The organism is Solimonas terrae (assembly GCF_011067135.1).
GTDB classification, from domain to species: domain Bacteria; phylum Pseudomonadota; class Gammaproteobacteria; order Nevskiales; family Nevskiaceae; genus Solimonas; species Solimonas terrae.
On the sequence record NZ_JAAMOW010000004.1, the window covers coordinates 163,231 to 178,347 of the forward strand.

The following is a 15,117-nucleotide window of genomic DNA, read 5'->3' on the forward strand; positions in this document are numbered from 1 at the left end:
GTGGTGAATGGCCTCCGCGCGCGCGTCGTGCGGAGGCCTTTTTGCTTGTGACAGGGAGTTCGGCATGGACGGAAAGCAGACACGGCGAGCACTGGTGACCGGCGGCGCCAGCGGCCTCGGCTTCGAAACGGCGAAGGCGTTGGCTTTGCTGGGTCACGACGTGCTGATCGCCGATCGCAATGTCGCGGCGGCCGAAGCGGCGGTGCGGAACATCGTCGCCGCCGGCGCGACGACGCGCGTCGAATTCGCGCCGCTCGATCTCGGCGATCTCGCGGCGATTCGTGCGTTCACCGCCGCGCAATGCCGCGACGGTCAGCCGCTCGATGTGCTGATCAACAACGCCGGCCTGTTGCCGCCGCTGCGCCGCGCCACGACCCGCGACGGATTCGAGCTCAAGTTCGGGGTCAGCCACCTTGGCCATTTCGCGCTGACCGATGGTCTGCTGCCGACGCTGCTGCGCAGCAGCGCGCCGCGCGTGGTCAGCGTGTCGAGCATCGTGCAGGCGACCGGCCGCATCGACTTCGATGATCTGCAGTCCGAGCGCAGCTATCTGTCGTCGCGCGCGTACAGCCAGACCAAGCTCGCGTCGCTGATCTTCGCCATCGAGTTGCAGCGCCGCGCCGATGCCGTCGGCCTGCCCTTGCGTAGTGTCGCCGCGCATCCCGGCATTTCGCGCACCGGCATCGGCGACGGGCGGCGCAGCGAACGGCGCACGTCGCTGCTCGACTGGCTGGACGTGATCGCGTTCCGGATCGCGATGCGCGGCTTCGGCCAGACACCGCAGCAGGGTGCATTGCCGATCATTCACGCGGCGACGGCGGCCGATGTGCGCGGCGGCGAGTTCTACGGGCCTGATGGCTTTCAACAGTTCCGCGGTCGGCCGACGCGGGTGCAGCCGAGTGCGGCAGCGCGCGATCCGGAAACCGCAACCCGCCTGTGGGCGGTGTCGCGAACGCTGACCGGTGCCGACTATGCGGTGCTGCGGCGTCAGGAAACCTCGGCATGAGCCCGGCATCGCGAGATCGCGAAGCGGCCGTGGCGATGCAGATGCACCGTTTGCGCAGGAAGCCGCTGGATTGCTTCGTCGCCTCCGGCTGCTCGCAATGACGAAACTGGTCGTTGTTCAGACCTTCCCAGGGGCCTGTCGACGCTGACGGCGTGGCCGTGGCGGTGTCTCTGGCAAGCCGCCAGGCAAGGCGCAAGACGCGTTCCCCGAAAAGCGGTTCGCAACGAGAAGATTCCGGCGCCGGCAGCTCGACGATGGGCGGGCGAGGGCTCCGGCCCCGCCGGCGTTCAAACGTGATCCGTTTCGGCGACCGTCCACCAATGCAGGTCCGGCGGCGCGCTGAAGGCGACGCGACGTTCCTGCGACTGCGTGTTCAGCACGTTGACGCGCTGGCGGCCGGCGATGAAACGCAGATCGTAGATTTCGCTGGCACCCGCACTCAGTTCGAAGAAGCCGACTTGCGCGCCGCTGCGCGTGTCGATGACCGCGACACCGCAGCGCAGTTCGCGATGTCGCGCCTGTACGGCCAGATCGCCGAAGTATTCGGACTCGCGCGCCTTGCACAGTCCGACCAGTGCGTACGGGCCGACGAGATCGAGTCCGCGCAGATAGCCGGGCAGCGCACAGACTTCGTCGGCCGTGCCGCGCTGCGTGTCCACGCGCAGCAGGCGGCCCGCACCCGATTCGAGCAGCCACAGCGCGCCCTCATGCCAGCGCGGCGAATGCGGCATCGACAGGCCGCGCAGCACGGCGTCGCCGCTGTCCACCTCGAGCAGTGCGCCGCCGTTGCGACGCTGCGCGCGCCAGCCTTGTCGTGTATCAGTCTCGGCGAGACAGGTGACGAACGCCGGCCGGCCGTCGCGCATCGCCATGCCGTTGAGATGGCAACGGTCCTCCGGCGCATCGTCGCCGACGAAGCGCGGCCGCCAGCGCGGGACGAAACTGTAGCGGTCCGAGAGCGTCGCCAGACAGGAAAAGCGTGTCGCGACAATCCAGCTCGCGTCGTCGGTCAGGGCGACGTCGTGCACATCGAGGCCGGCAGCGTGCCAGCTCAGGCGCGGCAGGTAGAGTGCGTCATAGCGTCCGGGTTGCGCGTCGTCATAGTGATGGCCGAGCACCGGATCGTCGGCGAACAGCGTCACGCGATCCTGGCAGGCCAGGAGCAGGCGGCCATCGCGCAGATCCAGCCCCATCGGCCGTTCGAAGTGACGCGGCAGGAAGGACAGCTGCCGACCGTTCCAGCCGATCAGCAAGAGCTTGTGTGCCTGGTAGGTCGTCACCGCGAGGCTGCCGCCCGCGGCGGCGAGCCAGGCGCTGAAGCCGGGGTCGGTGCGGCATTGCAGAGTCGAATCGTCGTTCAAGCTGCGGTTGCTCCTCGTTGAATCGCGCGGTCTGCGAACCGGCCGGGCACTGTGCCGCATGCCGGCCGACAGCGAAAGCATCCGGCGCCGGACGACGCGCGCAAGAAGGCTTGTAAGCCTTTTGCTCTAGTTTTGTGCATTGCGATCCGGTGCATCATCGAAGCCCGGTGGCCGTCAGCGATACGGTTCCCGCCGGTCACGCAAGGGAGATGCGCATGCAAAACAGGGAATGGCCGCGCCGCACCGCGATCGCGGCGGCGCTTGCGGTCGGGTTCGGCGGCAGTGCTTTTGCAGCGCCCGGCGATCCGCTCGGACCGTCACAGACGCTGGTCCCCCCAGGCACTGGCGACTACAACCTCTACCCCGCAATTGCGCGCGATGCCGCCGGCGATGGCGTTGTCGTCTGGAAAGGTTCCGGCATTCTGGCGCAGCGCGTGGGCGCCGACGGCACGCCGAAAGGCAATGCCTTCGTTGTCGACCCCACGCCATATGCCGGTCCGCCCGACGTGGCGATGGACGACGACGGCGATTTCGTCGTCACCTGGGCGCAGCTGCACGTTGCCGATACCACCGGCGTTTATGCGCAGCGCTACCATGCCGACGGCAGCCCGAACGGCGCGCAGTTGAAGGTTGCTGCGCCGCCCGACGCGACCGTTGGCGACAGCTACATTCTCAGTCCGTCGGTGGCAATGGATGACGCGGGTGACTTCGTGGTCGCCTGGGCGCAGGGCCGCGAGCTGAAGCACGGCAGCTGGTACAGCTGTAGCTACGGGATCGGCATCTGCACGCAGGTCGGTGCTTACGCCGTGCAGATGCGGCGCTACACCGGTGGCGGGACGCAGGCGCAGGTCGCGCAGACCGTCGACAGCACTGGCGGTGTCGATGTCGAGGTGCTCGCCGTGCCGCTCGTGATCGGCAGTGACGAGGGTCGTGTCGGGGTCGCGATGGCGCCAGATGGCCGTTTCGTCGTCGCCTGGGATCATGAGAGCGAGGGCGTGAGCCTGCTGTCGGGTGTCTACGCGAGGGCTTATGACGCAGACGGCAAGGCCGGGCTCAAACGCGTCGTCTCTTCGCAACGCGATCAGGGCGTGCCCGATGTCGCCATGAGCGCCGGCGGGGCCTATGTCGTCACCTACAACCGTGCTTCCCGCGCCCGGAATGACTACAGCGAAGGCATCTACCTGCGTCGTTTTCCCGCCGGCAACGGTCTCGGCAGCGCAGAGGTGCGCGTTGATTCGGACACCAACGCGCAGGCCTACGGTCTCAAAACCAGTGTCGCGATGGATGCCGCCGGCGATACCGTCGTCGCCTGGCCCGTCGGTGGCCGCATTCACGCACAACGCTATGCCAACGGCGGCGGCGCGCTCGGCATCAATTTCGACGTTGGCGGCGCCCCGCCGAACGAATACGGCAGCTTCGTCTCGCCCGATGTGGCAATGGCGCCGGGCGGCGACTTCGCCGTGGCCTGGGGCGCGATATGGGCGGACTATTCGTCCGGTCCGGCAGGTGTCACGTATACGAGCATCGACACGCGCTACTACGACGGCCCCTGAATCGCGCGCGCGATCAGTCGCATCGCGCGCCATCACCGCCAGGCCAGGGTGACATGATCCCGAATGCGGGGGGCTCCGCCTGCCTGTGCGCCCCTTTCGCGTTTGTCCGCAGCCGTTCCAGCTTCGTTCAGGCTTCGTGCGTGCGCGCCCGAGGCGGTCCGCAGGGATTCATCTGCAAACGTCAGACTTTGATCGACGCAAGGGCAACAAGCCTTGTCGATTGAATTCAGGACCAAGGAGATGAATGATGAAAAAACAGTTTTTCACCACACTCGCCGCGGGGCTGCTGATGACCGGCGTCTCCGTTGCACAGGCCGACAGCAGCGGGGTTCTCGGCACCGACAGCAGCACGCGCAGCGACCGTCAGGAAGCACGCCAGGACAATGCCAGGGCGCGGCAGGAACTCCGTCAGGACAAGCGCGATGCGCGGCAGGGAGTGACCAAGGACAATGCCCGGGACACCGCCGACACCATGAAGGGCAATCGTGATGCCCGTCAGGAACTGCGCCAGGACTATCGCGACAATCTCAAGGGCGCCGACAACAACTCGGATCGCGTAGACGCGACGCGCAACTTCGCCAAGGATCGTGGTCAGCTGGCGAAGGACAACGCCCAGCAGGCCGGCGACAAACTGAAGGATCATGCCGAGGCGCGCCAGGACGTGCGCAAGGACAATCGTGCCGAAGCCAAGGACGTCCGCGAGGAAAACCGGCAGCGCAGGCAGGACGCGAACAACCCGAACGATTGATCGGCACTTCACCCGGTCCACATCGGGCATGGCGATCGCCGCAACATCTGGATGATGTCGCGGCGATCTGCGTCGCGCCAATCGGCAAACACAGGGAGCGTGTGATGGCGATTCCAGCAAGCCCGACCGCGGCGGGCACATCGTCGCAGCCTCGGGAGTTCGGCGATGGCCATTGAACTGCCGCCGCCGCTGCCGCCGCAGGAAGTGGCGGCGCGCGACCTGCGGCCGGTCTCGGGTGGCAGCATTGCGTTCCGCGACTGGCGGCTGCATCTGCCACCGGCCGGTCGGCTCGACGCTGCCGCGATCCGTCGCGCGATTGCCGGTGCCGATCATCTCGACGAACTCGTTTCGGCACTTGCGCAGGCGTACTACGCCGACGGCGCGTTGTCGACACAATTGCTGTACGCAGTCGACGGCGACGACATCTACCTTGCGCTCTATCCGCGCCGGATACGCAGCGTCGAAGCGCCGCAGCAGCTGCGGGCCTACTTCGCGCCGCTGGTCGGGCAGCCGCTCGACGAGCGCGAGCTGGAACCGCGCCGCGCGCTCGCCAATGTGGACGCCGATCGCGCCGGCATTGCCGCACAGTCCTGGCTCGAACCGGTCGATGGCGGCGCCGATCTGCAGATCGTGCCGGACGGCCGCAAGCTGCCGACCAACAGTGTGCGCGCCGAGTTCGGCAATCCCGGCAACCGTTTCGTGGGCCGGCACTTTCTCGATCTCGATCTGCGCCACAGCGATCGCCACGGCGACCAGTTCAAACTGCTGTGGCATACCGCGTTGACCGGCATCAGCGACGGTCGCGCCGACGACTACAACGAGGAAACCCTGAGCTGGAATCGGGTCACGGCCGCTGGCATCTGGGGTCTCCAGGGCCATGTCTTCGACTACGCCGGCCAGTCGGGCCGCGATGGTCGTCTGCGATCCGGCGAGCTGAACTGGCTGATGCCGATCGACGCCACCCTGCACAGCCGGATGTTGATCGATGCGCGAGTCGATTACGTCAACCGCGAACTCGACAGCAGCAATGCCAGCCTGGGCGAGGAATATCCGAGCTTGCAGCTCGGCATGCACTACAGCTACAGCGCCAGCCCTTCAGCGGGCCCGCTCGACATCGACATCGGCACGATGTTTCGCAAGGGGCTGCGCAGCGAGACGGCCGTGACCGGCGCCGATCTCGCCTATTTCCTGTGGCGGCCGACGATCAGTCTCAATCTTGAACTCGGCGACGACTGGAACACCGGCCTGCTGTTGGCCGGTCAGCTGAGCAATGACACGCTGCCGCTGGAAAGCCAGTGGGTACTCGGCGGCATCGACAACATCGCCGCCTATCTTCCCGGCATCGAAGTCGGCGATACCGGCGCCTATGGCGAACTCGACCTGCAATATCACGGCTGGTATCTCGTCGGCGTGCGGCTCACGCCGCGCGTTTTTGCCGAATACGGACTCAGCTGCTACGAGCAGCAGTCCGACGCGGCGACGCGCGGCACGGCGATGCTCACGGACATCGGCACGGAACTGCTCGCGAACTGGCGCTTTTTCGAAGCGAGCCTGGCGATCGCCGCGCCGACGGGACATCGGAACGTGCCTTCGGCATTGCGCCACGAAAGCGACGCGAAGCTGCTGTTCCGCCTGAGCGCCGCGTTCTGAGTCCGCGCTTCAGGCCGCTTCGTCGACGCGCACGCTCTGCGTGTCGATCTGCAGCCCGGCGTGCTTGCGGCGCACCGAGGCGATCGCGTCGTCGGCATCATTGCCGGACTGCGTGACTTCGAAGCCGACCAGATCGGCATTCAGCTGCTCGCCGGCGGCATTGGTCGTCGAGTTGCGGCGCCAGAAGTCGAAGTAGTCCTTCTCGCGACCCTTGTGGATCACGCGAATGAAATAGTTGGCCTTGGCCATGATGTTTCTCCTGATGGGAGCGGGGAACGGCAGGTCGCCGTTCCGGCGAAGGCCACTCAGTCCTGCTGTGGCGCCTCGTCGGCAGGCGCTTCGGCGCCGGCAGCCTTGGCGGCGGCCTTGCGCTGCTCCTTCTCTTCTTTCTTCTTTTTCTTGGCCAGTTCTTTCTGGCGCTTCTCGAACGAATAGTTGGGCTTGGCCATCTTGATGCTCCACGAACTGCGGGATGTCGCGCGACAGGGCGATGCTGATCGATGACTCGTCGGCACCGGCAGGTGCTGGTGTCGTCGAGGGAAGGCCGTTGGCGAAGATCGGCGTCGGCAGAAACGCCCCGCGGCACGGCTGGAAAGGCGGCAGAGGATACGCGCCTGCACGGGGCAAGTCGAACGATGTCGCGCAAGGCTCACCCATTTGTATCAGGCTATCGTCGCGCCGCGCGGGCTATTGTCGAACGCACGCTTGCGCCAACGCGCTGCGGGCAACAACAGAATCCACACGTCGATCAGGCGGACCCGATGAGCACACCTACCGAAGCGGCGGCCCCGACCGCACCCAAGCCGACGCGCATTCCGCCGATCGTCACCCTCGACGCCAAGTTCTTCTGGGATGGCGCCGACCAGGAACAGTTTCTCGGCCAGAAATGCAGCGACTGCGGTCTGTTCACGTTCCCGCCGCGGCCGATGTGCCCGCAGTGCTTCAGCGTCAATCGCAGGGAAGTGCCGCTGTCCGGGCGCGGCACCGTGCACGGCTGGACGATTCCGCGCCATCCGCCGCCATTCGGCTTCAAGGAGTCGCCGATCGTCGCGGTGATCGAACTCGAAGAAGGCATCCGCATGGTGTCGAACGTGGTCGGCTGCGGCTACGACGAGATTCGACAGGACATGCCGGTCGAGGTCACGTTCGAAGCGACGATGAACAACCACAAAGTGCCGGTGTTCCGGCCCCGCACATGAATAAATCTGCTGCGCGAGCAGATCTCGCTCCTGTGATGCTCGCCGTACGCTTGTACGGCTGCACTTCTCGAAGCGACCTCTGCTCTGCTCACAACGATTTCTTCACGCGCGGAAGCGCGTCATCAGGAATATTAGAATGACCAGAAAATTCACGGAAGCGGCGATCGCCGGCATCGGCCAGACCGAGTTCTCCAAGGCTTCCGGCCGCAGCGAACTGCAGCTCGCCGCCGAGTGTGCGGTGGCGGCCTGCAAGGATGCCGGCGTCAGCCCGCACGACATCGACGGCATGGTGACGTTCACGATCGACAACAGCGACGAGGTCAATCTCGCGCGCTGCCTCGGCGTCAAGGATCTCGCCTACACGACGCGCATTCCCGGCGGCGGCGCGGCGGCGGCGGCGACCATATATCAGGCAATGGCGATGGTCAACGCCGGCCTCTGCCACAACGTGCTGATCTGGCGCGCGATGAACGAGCGCAGTCAGTACCGCTTCGGCCAGAATCCGCAACAACAGCAGATGTCGTATCAGTCCGGCAACGGCACCGGTTCGCTGCTGTGGTGCGTGCCGTACGGCGCGATGACGCCGGCCAGCTGGGGCGCGCTGCAGGCTGCGCGCTACATGCACAAGTACGGCGTCACCAATCGCGATCTCGGCTACATCTCCGTGCAGCAGCGCGCGTATGCCGCGAACAATCCGAACGCGTGGTTCTACGGCAAGCCGATCACGCTCGAGGATCACCAGAATTCGAAGTGGATCCAGGAGCCGTGGCTGCGCCTGCTCGACTGCTGCCAGGAGTCCGACGGCGGCGTCGCGATTCTCGTCACCAGCCTCGAACGGGCGCGCGACCTCAAGCAGCCGCCGGTGCAGATCGTCGGGGCGACGCAGTCGATTCCGTACAACGTCGAAGTGATTTCCAACTATTACCACGAAGACCTGACGGTGATGCCGGAAGCCCAGGGTGTCGCCAAGCGCCTGTGGGCGATGACCGGCCTCAAGCCGTCCGACATGCAGATGGCGGCGATCTACGACGCCTTCACGCCGCATGTCCTGCTGCAGCTCGAAGCCTTCGGCTTCTGCAAGCCGGGCGAGGGCAAGGACTTCGTCAAGGGCGGCGGCATGGCGCTCGACGGCGCGCTGCCGACCAACACCAATGGCGGTCTGACCGGCGAGGCCTACATCCATGGCATGAACAGCATGATCGAGGGCGTGCGGCAGATTCGCGGCACCTCGTGCAACCAGGTCACGAAGAAGACCGTCGAGCACGTGCTGGTGTCGTCCGGCATGGCCGGCGCCGTGCTCGCGAAGGCCTGAGCCCGTACGTGGCAATGGCCGGCGTGGGGTCGCCGCTGACGCTGAAGTTCGATTGCGGTCTGCAACTGCCTGGCGAAGGCGCGCTGCAGATCGCCGTCGATCTGTTCGTGCCGCCGGCCGGTATCGTGCCGCGTGCGCTGCTGTGGTGTCTGCCCGGCGGCAACATGAATCGCCGCTACTATGATTTGACCCCACCAGCTGACGCTGGCGGTGGCGATTCGATTCCGACGGCTGAAGGCGACGCCGGGCTCGACACCAGTTTCAGCTTCGCGCGGACGATGGCCGCGCAGGGCTTCGTCGTCGCCTCGGTGGACTATCTCGGCCTCGGCGACAGCAGCAAGCCGAGCGACGGCTGGCTGTGCACGCCGGACACGCTGAGCGCGATCAACCGCAACGTCCACGACGCCCTGATGACGAAGCTGCGCGAAGGCCGCGCGTACCCGCAGCTCGCGGCGCTGCCGGACCTGCGCAGCGTCGGCGTCGGCCATTCGATGGGCAGCATGATGACGATCCTTCAGCAGGCCGCGCATGCGCCGCATGCCGCCGTCTTACTGCTCGGCTTCTCCACGCGCGGTCTGCCGGAATACCTGCCGCCGCAGTTGAAGGGCATCGATGATCCGCTGGCGGCGCGCCCCTTGCTGATCGACGTCGCGAAGAAGATGTATGGCGGTCAGCCGTTCCCGGTGATCCACACCGCGCGTGCCGGCAACAGCGAACTGTTCGGCAGCAAGAAGGCCGATCCGAAGGGCGTCGCCGCGCTGAAGGCGGCGACCGACTGCATGTTGCCGGTGCCTGCGACCCTGTCGATGGTGCCGGGCAATGTCGCACCGGAAGCGGCGCTCATCGACGTCCCGGTCTTTCTCGGTGTCGGCGGCCGCGACATGGTCGGCCCCGTGCATCAGCTGCCGTTGGCGTTCACCGGATCATCGGACGTGACACTGCTGGTGCTGCCGGAAACCGGCCATAGTCACTTCCTGTTCGCAACGCGCGCACAGCTGTTCCGGCGCGTGGCGTCATGGCTGCAAGCCGCGGTGCTCAGCGAGCCGGTCGAGGCCTGAAACCCCTCCTGCCTAATCGGATTGCGTTGCGCCTCGCGGGCTTCGCCATGCCGATACTCGCCTGGCGCGCAACGCTCGCGCTCAACGCGCGGTGAGCCCCGCATTGCCGTCGTGCAGGCGCAGCCGCAACGAGTTCTGGTAGTACGCCACGGTCTGATACTGGCCGATCACGATTGGCAGTTCGATCAATTGCCGATCGTCCAGTCGCTCGGCGAGGATCGCCCAGGTGGTATCGGAAATCATCGCCGCCGCATGCAGTTCCTCGGCGGCCTTGAGGATCGCGCCGTCGTGGCGTCTCCAGCCGGGCGCCTGCGAGCCCTGCGTGATGCGCTCGATCTCGATGCTGGCGATGCCGATGCTTTTGGCGACATGCACGTGCTCGCCCCAGCCGTACGGCGCCCGGCACAGCCAGACGATGCGCAGGATCGCCAGTTCGCGATCGCGTGGCGCCAGCACGCCGCGACCCAGCAGCTGAATGCCGAGCTCGGTCTGCCGCGCGAACAGCTCCGGGTGGCGCAGCATCGTGCGCACGATCTCCGGCAGATTGGCGAGACGCTGCGTTTTCTCGTCGTCGGACAACCGGCCGGAGACGACGTCGGTCAGCATCGACTTCTCGCGCGATTGCAGCGCCTCGTTGACCTGGATCATGCGCTCGACGATGGTCATCAGCTCCGGCGTCAGCTCGGCCACGCTGAGCGGTGCCAGGCGCGGGGCCTCATCGCGCCACGCGGACCCGGCGTGAGCGGCGGGCGGAATGTCGGAACGGGTGTCGGCCATGGGCGGGTCGATGACGCTGAGAGATGTGGACGCCGAGCAGTGTAGGGGCGGGCAGCGTCACCGCGGTATCGACATCCGGCCATCCTGCGATGCAGGCCACGCTTTGTTCAGGGCTCTGGCGTCCCGGTATCGAAGTCGCCCTTGGTCAGCTCGGCGCGGGCGGCGGCGGCCAGCGCTTCGTATCTGGCGCGAAACGCATCCAGCGTTTCCTCTTCCAGATCTTCGAGATCGAGCAAGGCGTTATGGGCGCCGCGCGTCGCGCGAATCAACTCGTCGAGCTTGATCTGGATCGCCGCGGTATCGCGGTTCTGCGTGTTCTGGATCAGGAAGACCATCAGGAACGTGACGATGGTCGTGCCGGTATTGATCACCAGCTGCCAGGTGTCGCTGAAGCCGAACATCGGCCCGGTGACGATCCATGCAACGATCACGGCGACGGCCAGCGTGAACACCCGCGGCCGACCGCAGAAATGCGCCGCGGACTTCGCAAATCGTGAATACCACGCAGTGTTTCGCATCGTCGTTTCCCCTCGGGCGGATGGCCTGACTGTAGAGAAACGCCGAGGTCATGGCGAACCGGGGCTGGCGCCGCTGCGAGCCCGAGCTTGGCCGGTCCGAATCGCGCGACGCCGAAACGGCGCGAGGTCGGCGGCGCAATCCGTGGACGCCATGCGAGCTGCAGGCGTCGCCACATGACGGCGCCCGTGCGCGCTTCGCCACGATATGCACGCGAGACGGCAGCCGCATACGCGCGGCCGCCGCCCGTACGGCGCTACTCGATCTTGGTGACGATGCCGTCCTTGATCGCGACGAAGCCGTCCATCTTCTTGCCGTTGCCGTCGCACTTGATGCGGATGTTGACGGTGCCATCGTCGGCCACCGTCTTGCTGCTCGCCCCGCAGGACGCCGGCAGCTGGGCCAGGAACTTGTCCGCCTGCGCCACATCTGCCGGGTTTGCGTCCGCCGCGTGGGCCGGTGCCCATGCCGCCGCCAGTGTTGCCATCATCAGAAAACCGGCGCCTGAACCGATATTGCGTTTCATGAAACTCTCCTCGTGATTCGCCCGGCCAGCCTTGGCCGATGCGTATTGTCCCGAGGCTTGCTGAAGGCGCGCCGTACCGATCCGGCGCGCGGCGTCACGCGAGGTTCACGGCGCGGCGTTACGTCGCGAGTTTCGGCCTTGTCTTCCGGGCCGAAGCGTTGAGCGCGACCGCAGCACGGACGAGTGCCTTGAAGGCGCTTGCATCGATCCGTTCGCCTTCGTGAATATCGATCGCGCGCCGCACATTGCCGTCGAGGCTGGAATTGAACAGCCCGGCCGGGTCCGGCAGCGACGCACCTTTGGCGAACGTCAGTTTCACGGCCGTCTTGTAGGTCTCGCCGGTGCAGATGATGCCGTCCTGCTCCCAGACCGGTACGCCGGACGGATTGCCGGCCTTGGCCCACTTGCGCGTTTCGACAGCGTCCGGCGCTGCCGCCTTGATCAGCTGGCGTACGTCATCCAGGCTCGCGGCACGCCAGTCGGGGGTGGCTGCCGTGCTTGACGGCGCATCGGTCTTCTTCATTTCCGCTCCTGAAACATTCGCAGTCGGACACCAGTGTCGATCCGTCGCGTCATTCGTGCACGCTGTGTCCGGGATGCGCGCCGACATGGTCGCGGCTCAGGTACGGCGCGCGTCACCGAGCGGCCGTGCCCGATACGGCAACACGAACAGATAGAGGCCGGTGAGCAGCAGCACGGCCAGCGGCAGCAGCGGCGAATAGGTGATCCACGCCGCCGGTTCACCGTGCACCCGCGCGGCGAAATTGACGATGACCGTCAAGGTGAACGCGATCGACAGCCAGCGGTGCAGCGGTCGAATCCAGCCGTCGGGCGCGCTCATTGCGACTTGCCGGCCGCGCCGGCGCGGCGCGCCTGGATCATCTTCCAGCCATTGCCGGACGGATCGCGAAAACCGGCATCGACGCTGCCGTAGCGGTCCACAGGTTCCTGCGTGAACTCCACGCCGAGCGTGCGCATGCGTTCGTAACTGGCGCGGCAGTCATCGACCACCAGCACCAAAGGTGGCATCGCGCCCTTGGCGACGATCGCGCGCAGTGTCTGCGCCGTTGCTTCGTCGATCATCGGCGGCCCCGGCACGAACAGGCCGAGCTGGAACGACGGCTGTTCCGGGTGCTGCACCGTCAGCCAGCGAAAGCCGCCGTTGCGCACATCGGTATGCACGCGGAATCCGATCTTCTCCACATAGAACGCGAGCGCTTCATCCTGATCGCGCACATACAGACCACTGACATCGACACCCTGGCTCATGGGCTCTCCTTGGTTTGGGCCGCCTTTGTACCGCTGCCCATGCGGCGCCGCTTCTCCAAAACTGCGGTCTTGAGATCGGGTCGGTGTGCGGCGCTCAGGACACACGCCGGCACGCTGCCCAGCGCCTGCGCCGCCGACCGCGCGCGCGTCCGGCACGCGCCGGGGCTCTCGCCATTGATGTCGCGAAAGATGCGGCCGAAGGTGCCGATACTGCGCCAGCCGGTCGCGAACGCGATCTCGGTCACCGAAAGCTCGGTGTCGCGCAGCAGCGCTACCGCCCGCTCGATGCGCCGCGTCAGCAGATAACGATGCGGCGGAACGCCGAACGCGTCCTTGAACGATCTCGCGAAGTGGGCAGCGGACACATGACTGACGCGCGCCAGCCGCGACACCGGCCAGTCCTCGTGCGAGGCTGCGTCCATCCGGTCCTTCGCGCGCAGCAGGCGGCGCAGGAGGTCGGGGTCTTGGGTAGTGTTGCCGTGAGTCACTTCAGCCGCATCTGTAGGGCGGGAGCATCCCGCCTGTCGAGATCAGTCCAAATCCATGTTCTCGATGCTCGTTGCGTCACCCCAATCAGGCGAACAGACACCACGCCGAACATGGCGATGAAAACTTGAATGCGGCCAGTCGACCACATTTGCGACATAGCCATGCTTCACGGGATTGAAATGAATGTAGTCGACGTGCCTATCAAAGTCAGCCTCGTCGCGTATTGCGTGCTCCCAGAACCGCCGTTGCCATATTCCGCGCTCTCCCTTCTTCTGTCTTCTCGCTGAAAGCGGTTCTCCCGATTCGATGCGACTGGAGAAAGACGCCTTGATCGCACGCCATCGCGACGAGAAGTCGGCATCACCCGGTGGCAGCGTCCAGATGCAATGCAGATGGTCGGGAAGTACAACGATGGCATCGATTTCGAACGGCTTTGCGCGCCGCACATCGACGAAGCATCGTCGCAACAGATCGACATGCTCGGTCAACAGATTCCGTCGACGCTCAAGGAGCGTGACCGTGAAAAAGAAGGTTCCGCCGGGAATGAAGGCACGAACGTAGCGAGGCATATATCGTGACCCTCCCAAATCCACAAAAAACGTCAAGCATAGCGCGGGAGCATTCCGCCTTCCGCGTCGGCGAAGTAGCGCCACGTCCTCCAAGCGCGGCAGGCGGGATATCTCCCGCCCTACTCGGGCTGCTTCACGCGCGGCCACGCCGTAGCGAAGCGGAGGCGTGGACGTCGCGTGGAAGCACTTGTTGGACCTCATTGCCAGTAGCTCCTGCCGCGCTTTAACAAGCCAGGATAATTCTCCGTGCCCGCGAAGGAGCCCTGCAAGCCTGACTTAGTAACAACACCAGTGAATGATGACGTGGGACAGCCGGAGAGCTCCGACGTTACCGTGAAGCTGACGGACGAGCCAGAGACCGACAACGGCACGACTTGAGGGACGCCGACTGCACCCTCGGAGCATTGAACGACTGCCTGATACTCGTTTCGGCTGTAAACAATGAAGACCTCGACTCCGATGACGTCCTCAGTGGCAAAGTGCATGTTGCTGTACATGCCTGTGACTTTGACCGGATCGGCAGCGATCGCCGTAAATGCCAGACTCGCGAGAGCAGCGACTGCCATGCCTTTCATGAGGTCCAACGCCGTGCTTCAGCCGCGGCCTCGCCGAAGGCGAGGACATCGCACTGGAAGCAATTGTTGGACAACTTTCTCACTTATCTATCGCCTCGTGCCAGAACTCCTTCAACGAGCGAGTGCGCTCGGTGGCGAGGCGTTCACGACACGCAGAAAGTGCAAAAGGTTGCATGGTGCCGCCATCAAACTGGCTGGCTTCTAGAGAGCATTGAGCATCGCGGTATGACGACCAAGCTTCTTGCGTAGCCGTAAGCAACGCACGACGATCAGCTTGAATGTCTTTTAAGTCCGATTGGTACTCAGATGCCAACGCCGCATCAGCCGCCCGAGCAGCATTGGCTGCGCAGATGTTCATTCCTTGCTGTGTTGTCTCGTTGCCGCAGTCAAGGTCTGCGTATGCTGCGCCCGCTGTAAAGACGCCTACAACCAAAAGTACGAACCGAGAGACCCTATTCATCGAGGTTGTCCAACGCCAATTAGACGGACTAGGCTTTCCGCCTAATCCG

General features: G+C 65.2%; 20 protein-coding genes. 7 read left to right on the top strand and 13 right to left on the bottom strand.

Features of this window, described 5'->3' with window-relative positions; all coding sequences use genetic code 11:
• Nucleotides 1-64 precede the first annotated feature (64 nt).
• Complete coding sequence (locus G7Y85_RS08885) at nucleotides 65-1,006, top strand: oxidoreductase (protein WP_166255126.1); 942 nt, start codon at nucleotides 65-67, stop codon at nucleotides 1,004-1,006.
• 287 nt (nucleotides 1,007-1,293) lie between these two features.
• On the opposite strand, the gene G7Y85_RS08890 is transcribed toward G7Y85_RS08885, so the two are convergent.
• The gene (locus G7Y85_RS08890; protein WP_166255129.1) at nucleotides 1,294-2,367 is read right to left on the bottom strand and encodes a TIGR03032 family protein; all 1,074 of its coding nucleotides are present in this window, start codon (nucleotides 2,365-2,367) and stop codon (nucleotides 1,294-1,296) included.
• A gap of 215 nt (nucleotides 2,368-2,582) precedes the next feature.
• Between G7Y85_RS08890 and G7Y85_RS08895 the strand changes: the two genes are divergently transcribed.
• From G7Y85_RS08895 to G7Y85_RS08905, 3 genes are all read left to right on the top strand, one after another.
• Nucleotides 2,583-3,920 carry a hypothetical protein gene (locus tag G7Y85_RS08895; RefSeq protein WP_166255132.1) on the top strand — a complete coding sequence of 446 codons (1,338 nt, stop codon included), beginning with the start codon at nucleotides 2,583-2,585 and terminating at the stop codon, nucleotides 3,918-3,920.
• Between the two features lie 247 nt (nucleotides 3,921-4,167).
• The gene (locus G7Y85_RS08900) at nucleotides 4,168-4,668 is read left to right on the top strand and encodes a hypothetical protein (protein ID WP_166255135.1); all 501 of its coding nucleotides are present in this window, start codon (nucleotides 4,168-4,170) and stop codon (nucleotides 4,666-4,668) included.
• Nucleotides 4,669-4,833: 165 nt separating this feature from the next.
• Nucleotides 4,834-6,318 (top strand): ShlB/FhaC/HecB family protein, encoded by a 1,485-nt coding sequence (locus tag G7Y85_RS08905; protein WP_166255138.1) that lies wholly within the window; start codon nucleotides 4,834-4,836, stop codon nucleotides 6,316-6,318.
• Between the two features lie 9 nt (nucleotides 6,319-6,327).
• Here the strand turns inward: G7Y85_RS08905 and G7Y85_RS08910 are convergent, their stop codons facing one another.
• Both G7Y85_RS08910 and G7Y85_RS08915 read right to left on the bottom strand, forming a co-directional pair.
• Nucleotides 6,328-6,567, bottom strand: coding sequence for a hypothetical protein (locus G7Y85_RS08910; protein ID WP_166255141.1), 240 nt, complete (start codon nucleotides 6,565-6,567; stop codon nucleotides 6,328-6,330).
• A gap of 56 nt (nucleotides 6,568-6,623) precedes the next feature.
• Entirely contained in the window at nucleotides 6,624-6,767 is a 144-nt protein-coding gene (locus G7Y85_RS08915) for a hypothetical protein (RefSeq protein ID WP_166255143.1), read from the bottom strand.
• A 312-nt stretch (nucleotides 6,768-7,079) separates the two neighbouring features.
• On the opposite strand from G7Y85_RS08915, the gene G7Y85_RS08920 reads away from it, so the two are divergent.
• The 3 genes from G7Y85_RS08920 (at nucleotide 7,080) to G7Y85_RS08930 (ending at nucleotide 9,887) form a co-directional block, all read left to right on the top strand.
• Nucleotides 7,080-7,517 (top strand): Zn-ribbon domain-containing OB-fold protein, encoded by a 438-nt coding sequence (locus tag G7Y85_RS08920; RefSeq protein ID WP_166255146.1) that lies wholly within the window; start codon nucleotides 7,080-7,082, stop codon nucleotides 7,515-7,517.
• A gap of 136 nt (nucleotides 7,518-7,653) precedes the next feature.
• Entirely contained in the window at nucleotides 7,654-8,829 is a 1,176-nt protein-coding gene (locus G7Y85_RS08925; RefSeq protein WP_166255149.1) for a thiolase C-terminal domain-containing protein, read from the top strand.
• Nucleotides 8,830-8,837: 8 nt separating this feature from the next.
• A complete protein-coding gene (locus G7Y85_RS08930; protein ID WP_166255152.1) occupies nucleotides 8,838-9,887 on the top strand; it encodes an alpha/beta hydrolase in 1,050 nt (349 codons plus the stop codon).
• 81 nt (nucleotides 9,888-9,968) lie between these two features.
• On the opposite strand, the gene G7Y85_RS08935 is transcribed toward G7Y85_RS08930, so the two are convergent.
• The 10 genes from G7Y85_RS08935 to G7Y85_RS08980 all read right to left on the bottom strand — a co-directional run bounded on the left by G7Y85_RS08935 (nucleotide 9,969) and on the right by G7Y85_RS08980 (nucleotide 15,068).
• Nucleotides 9,969-10,664, bottom strand: coding sequence for a carboxymuconolactone decarboxylase family protein (locus G7Y85_RS08935; RefSeq protein WP_166255155.1), 696 nt, complete (start codon nucleotides 10,662-10,664; stop codon nucleotides 9,969-9,971).
• A 107-nt stretch (nucleotides 10,665-10,771) separates the two neighbouring features.
• A complete protein-coding gene (locus G7Y85_RS08940; RefSeq protein ID WP_166255158.1) occupies nucleotides 10,772-11,182 on the bottom strand; it encodes a low affinity iron permease family protein in 411 nt (136 codons plus the stop codon).
• Between the two features lie 254 nt (nucleotides 11,183-11,436).
• On the bottom strand, nucleotides 11,437-11,706 hold the full coding sequence (locus G7Y85_RS08945) for a hypothetical protein (protein WP_166255161.1): 270 nt from the start codon (nucleotides 11,704-11,706) through the stop codon (nucleotides 11,437-11,439).
• 118 nt (nucleotides 11,707-11,824) lie between these two features.
• On the bottom strand, nucleotides 11,825-12,229 hold the full coding sequence (locus tag G7Y85_RS08950; protein WP_166255164.1) for a DUF1801 domain-containing protein: 405 nt from the start codon (nucleotides 12,227-12,229) through the stop codon (nucleotides 11,825-11,827).
• Between the two features lie 96 nt (nucleotides 12,230-12,325).
• Complete coding sequence (locus G7Y85_RS08955) at nucleotides 12,326-12,547, bottom strand: hypothetical protein (RefSeq protein WP_166255167.1); 222 nt, start codon at nucleotides 12,545-12,547, stop codon at nucleotides 12,326-12,328.
• Nucleotides 12,544-12,975: a VOC family protein gene (locus G7Y85_RS08960; protein WP_166255170.1), complete on the bottom strand. Its 432-nt coding sequence runs from the start codon at nucleotides 12,973-12,975 to the stop codon at nucleotides 12,544-12,546. The genes G7Y85_RS08955 and G7Y85_RS08960 overlap by 4 nt, the downstream gene beginning before the upstream one ends.
• Nucleotides 12,972-13,397 carry a helix-turn-helix domain-containing protein gene (locus tag G7Y85_RS08965; RefSeq protein WP_166255963.1) on the bottom strand — a complete coding sequence of 142 codons (426 nt, stop codon included), beginning with the start codon at nucleotides 13,395-13,397 and terminating at the stop codon, nucleotides 12,972-12,974. Before G7Y85_RS08965 ends, G7Y85_RS08960 begins: the two co-directional genes overlap by 4 nt.
• A 108-nt stretch (nucleotides 13,398-13,505) precedes the next feature.
• The gene (locus G7Y85_RS08970; RefSeq protein ID WP_166255175.1) at nucleotides 13,506-14,033 is read right to left on the bottom strand and encodes an REP-associated tyrosine transposase; all 528 of its coding nucleotides are present in this window, start codon (nucleotides 14,031-14,033) and stop codon (nucleotides 13,506-13,508) included.
• Nucleotides 14,034-14,230: 197 nt separating this feature from the next.
• The gene (locus tag G7Y85_RS08975; RefSeq protein WP_166255180.1) at nucleotides 14,231-14,608 is read right to left on the bottom strand and encodes a hypothetical protein; all 378 of its coding nucleotides are present in this window, start codon (nucleotides 14,606-14,608) and stop codon (nucleotides 14,231-14,233) included.
• A 79-nt stretch (nucleotides 14,609-14,687) separates the two neighbouring features.
• Entirely contained in the window at nucleotides 14,688-15,068 is a 381-nt protein-coding gene (locus G7Y85_RS08980; RefSeq protein WP_166255183.1) for a lysozyme inhibitor LprI family protein, read from the bottom strand.
• Nucleotides 15,069-15,117: the final 49 nt, after the last annotated feature.

Coding starts and splice junctions, on each gene's coding strand:
- G7Y85_RS08885 (WP_166255126.1), top strand. CDS start 65: ATGGACGGAAAGCAGACACGGCGAGCACTGGTGACCGGCGGCGCCAGC.
- G7Y85_RS08895 (WP_166255132.1), top strand. CDS start 2,583: ATGCAAAACAGGGAATGGCCGCGCCGCACCGCGATCGCGGCGGCGCTT.
- G7Y85_RS08900 (WP_166255135.1), top strand. CDS start 4,168: ATGAAAAAACAGTTTTTCACCACACTCGCCGCGGGGCTGCTGATGACC.
- G7Y85_RS08905 (WP_166255138.1), top strand. CDS start 4,834: ATGGCCATTGAACTGCCGCCGCCGCTGCCGCCGCAGGAAGTGGCGGCG.
- G7Y85_RS08910 (WP_166255141.1), bottom strand. CDS start 6,567: ATGGCCAAGGCCAACTATTTCATTCGCGTGATCCACAAGGGTCGCGAG.
- G7Y85_RS08915 (WP_166255143.1), bottom strand. CDS start 6,767: ATGGCCAAGCCCAACTATTCGTTCGAGAAGCGCCAGAAAGAACTGGCC.
- G7Y85_RS08920 (WP_166255146.1), top strand. CDS start 7,080: ATGAGCACACCTACCGAAGCGGCGGCCCCGACCGCACCCAAGCCGACG.
- G7Y85_RS08925 (WP_166255149.1), top strand. CDS start 7,654: ATGACCAGAAAATTCACGGAAGCGGCGATCGCCGGCATCGGCCAGACC.
- G7Y85_RS08935 (WP_166255155.1), bottom strand. CDS start 10,664: ATGGCCGACACCCGTTCCGACATTCCGCCCGCCGCTCACGCCGGGTCC.
- G7Y85_RS08940 (WP_166255158.1), bottom strand. CDS start 11,182: ATGCGAAACACTGCGTGGTATTCACGATTTGCGAAGTCCGCGGCGCAT.
- G7Y85_RS08945 (WP_166255161.1), bottom strand. CDS start 11,706: ATGAAACGCAATATCGGTTCAGGCGCCGGTTTTCTGATGATGGCAACA.
- G7Y85_RS08950 (WP_166255164.1), bottom strand. CDS start 12,229: ATGAAGAAGACCGATGCGCCGTCAAGCACGGCAGCCACCCCCGACTGG.
- G7Y85_RS08955 (WP_166255167.1), bottom strand. CDS start 12,547: ATGAGCGCGCCCGACGGCTGGATTCGACCGCTGCACCGCTGGCTGTCG.
- G7Y85_RS08960 (WP_166255170.1), bottom strand. CDS start 12,975: ATGAGCCAGGGTGTCGATGTCAGTGGTCTGTATGTGCGCGATCAGGAT.
- G7Y85_RS08965 (WP_166255963.1), bottom strand. CDS start 13,397: ATGGACGCAGCCTCGCACGAGGACTGGCCGGTGTCGCGGCTGGCGCGC.
- G7Y85_RS08970 (WP_166255175.1), bottom strand. CDS start 14,033: ATGCCTCGCTACGTTCGTGCCTTCATTCCCGGCGGAACCTTCTTTTTC.
- G7Y85_RS08975 (WP_166255180.1), bottom strand. CDS start 14,608: ATGAAAGGCATGGCAGTCGCTGCTCTCGCGAGTCTGGCATTTACGGCG.
- G7Y85_RS08980 (WP_166255183.1), bottom strand. CDS start 15,068: ATGAATAGGGTCTCTCGGTTCGTACTTTTGGTTGTAGGCGTCTTTACA.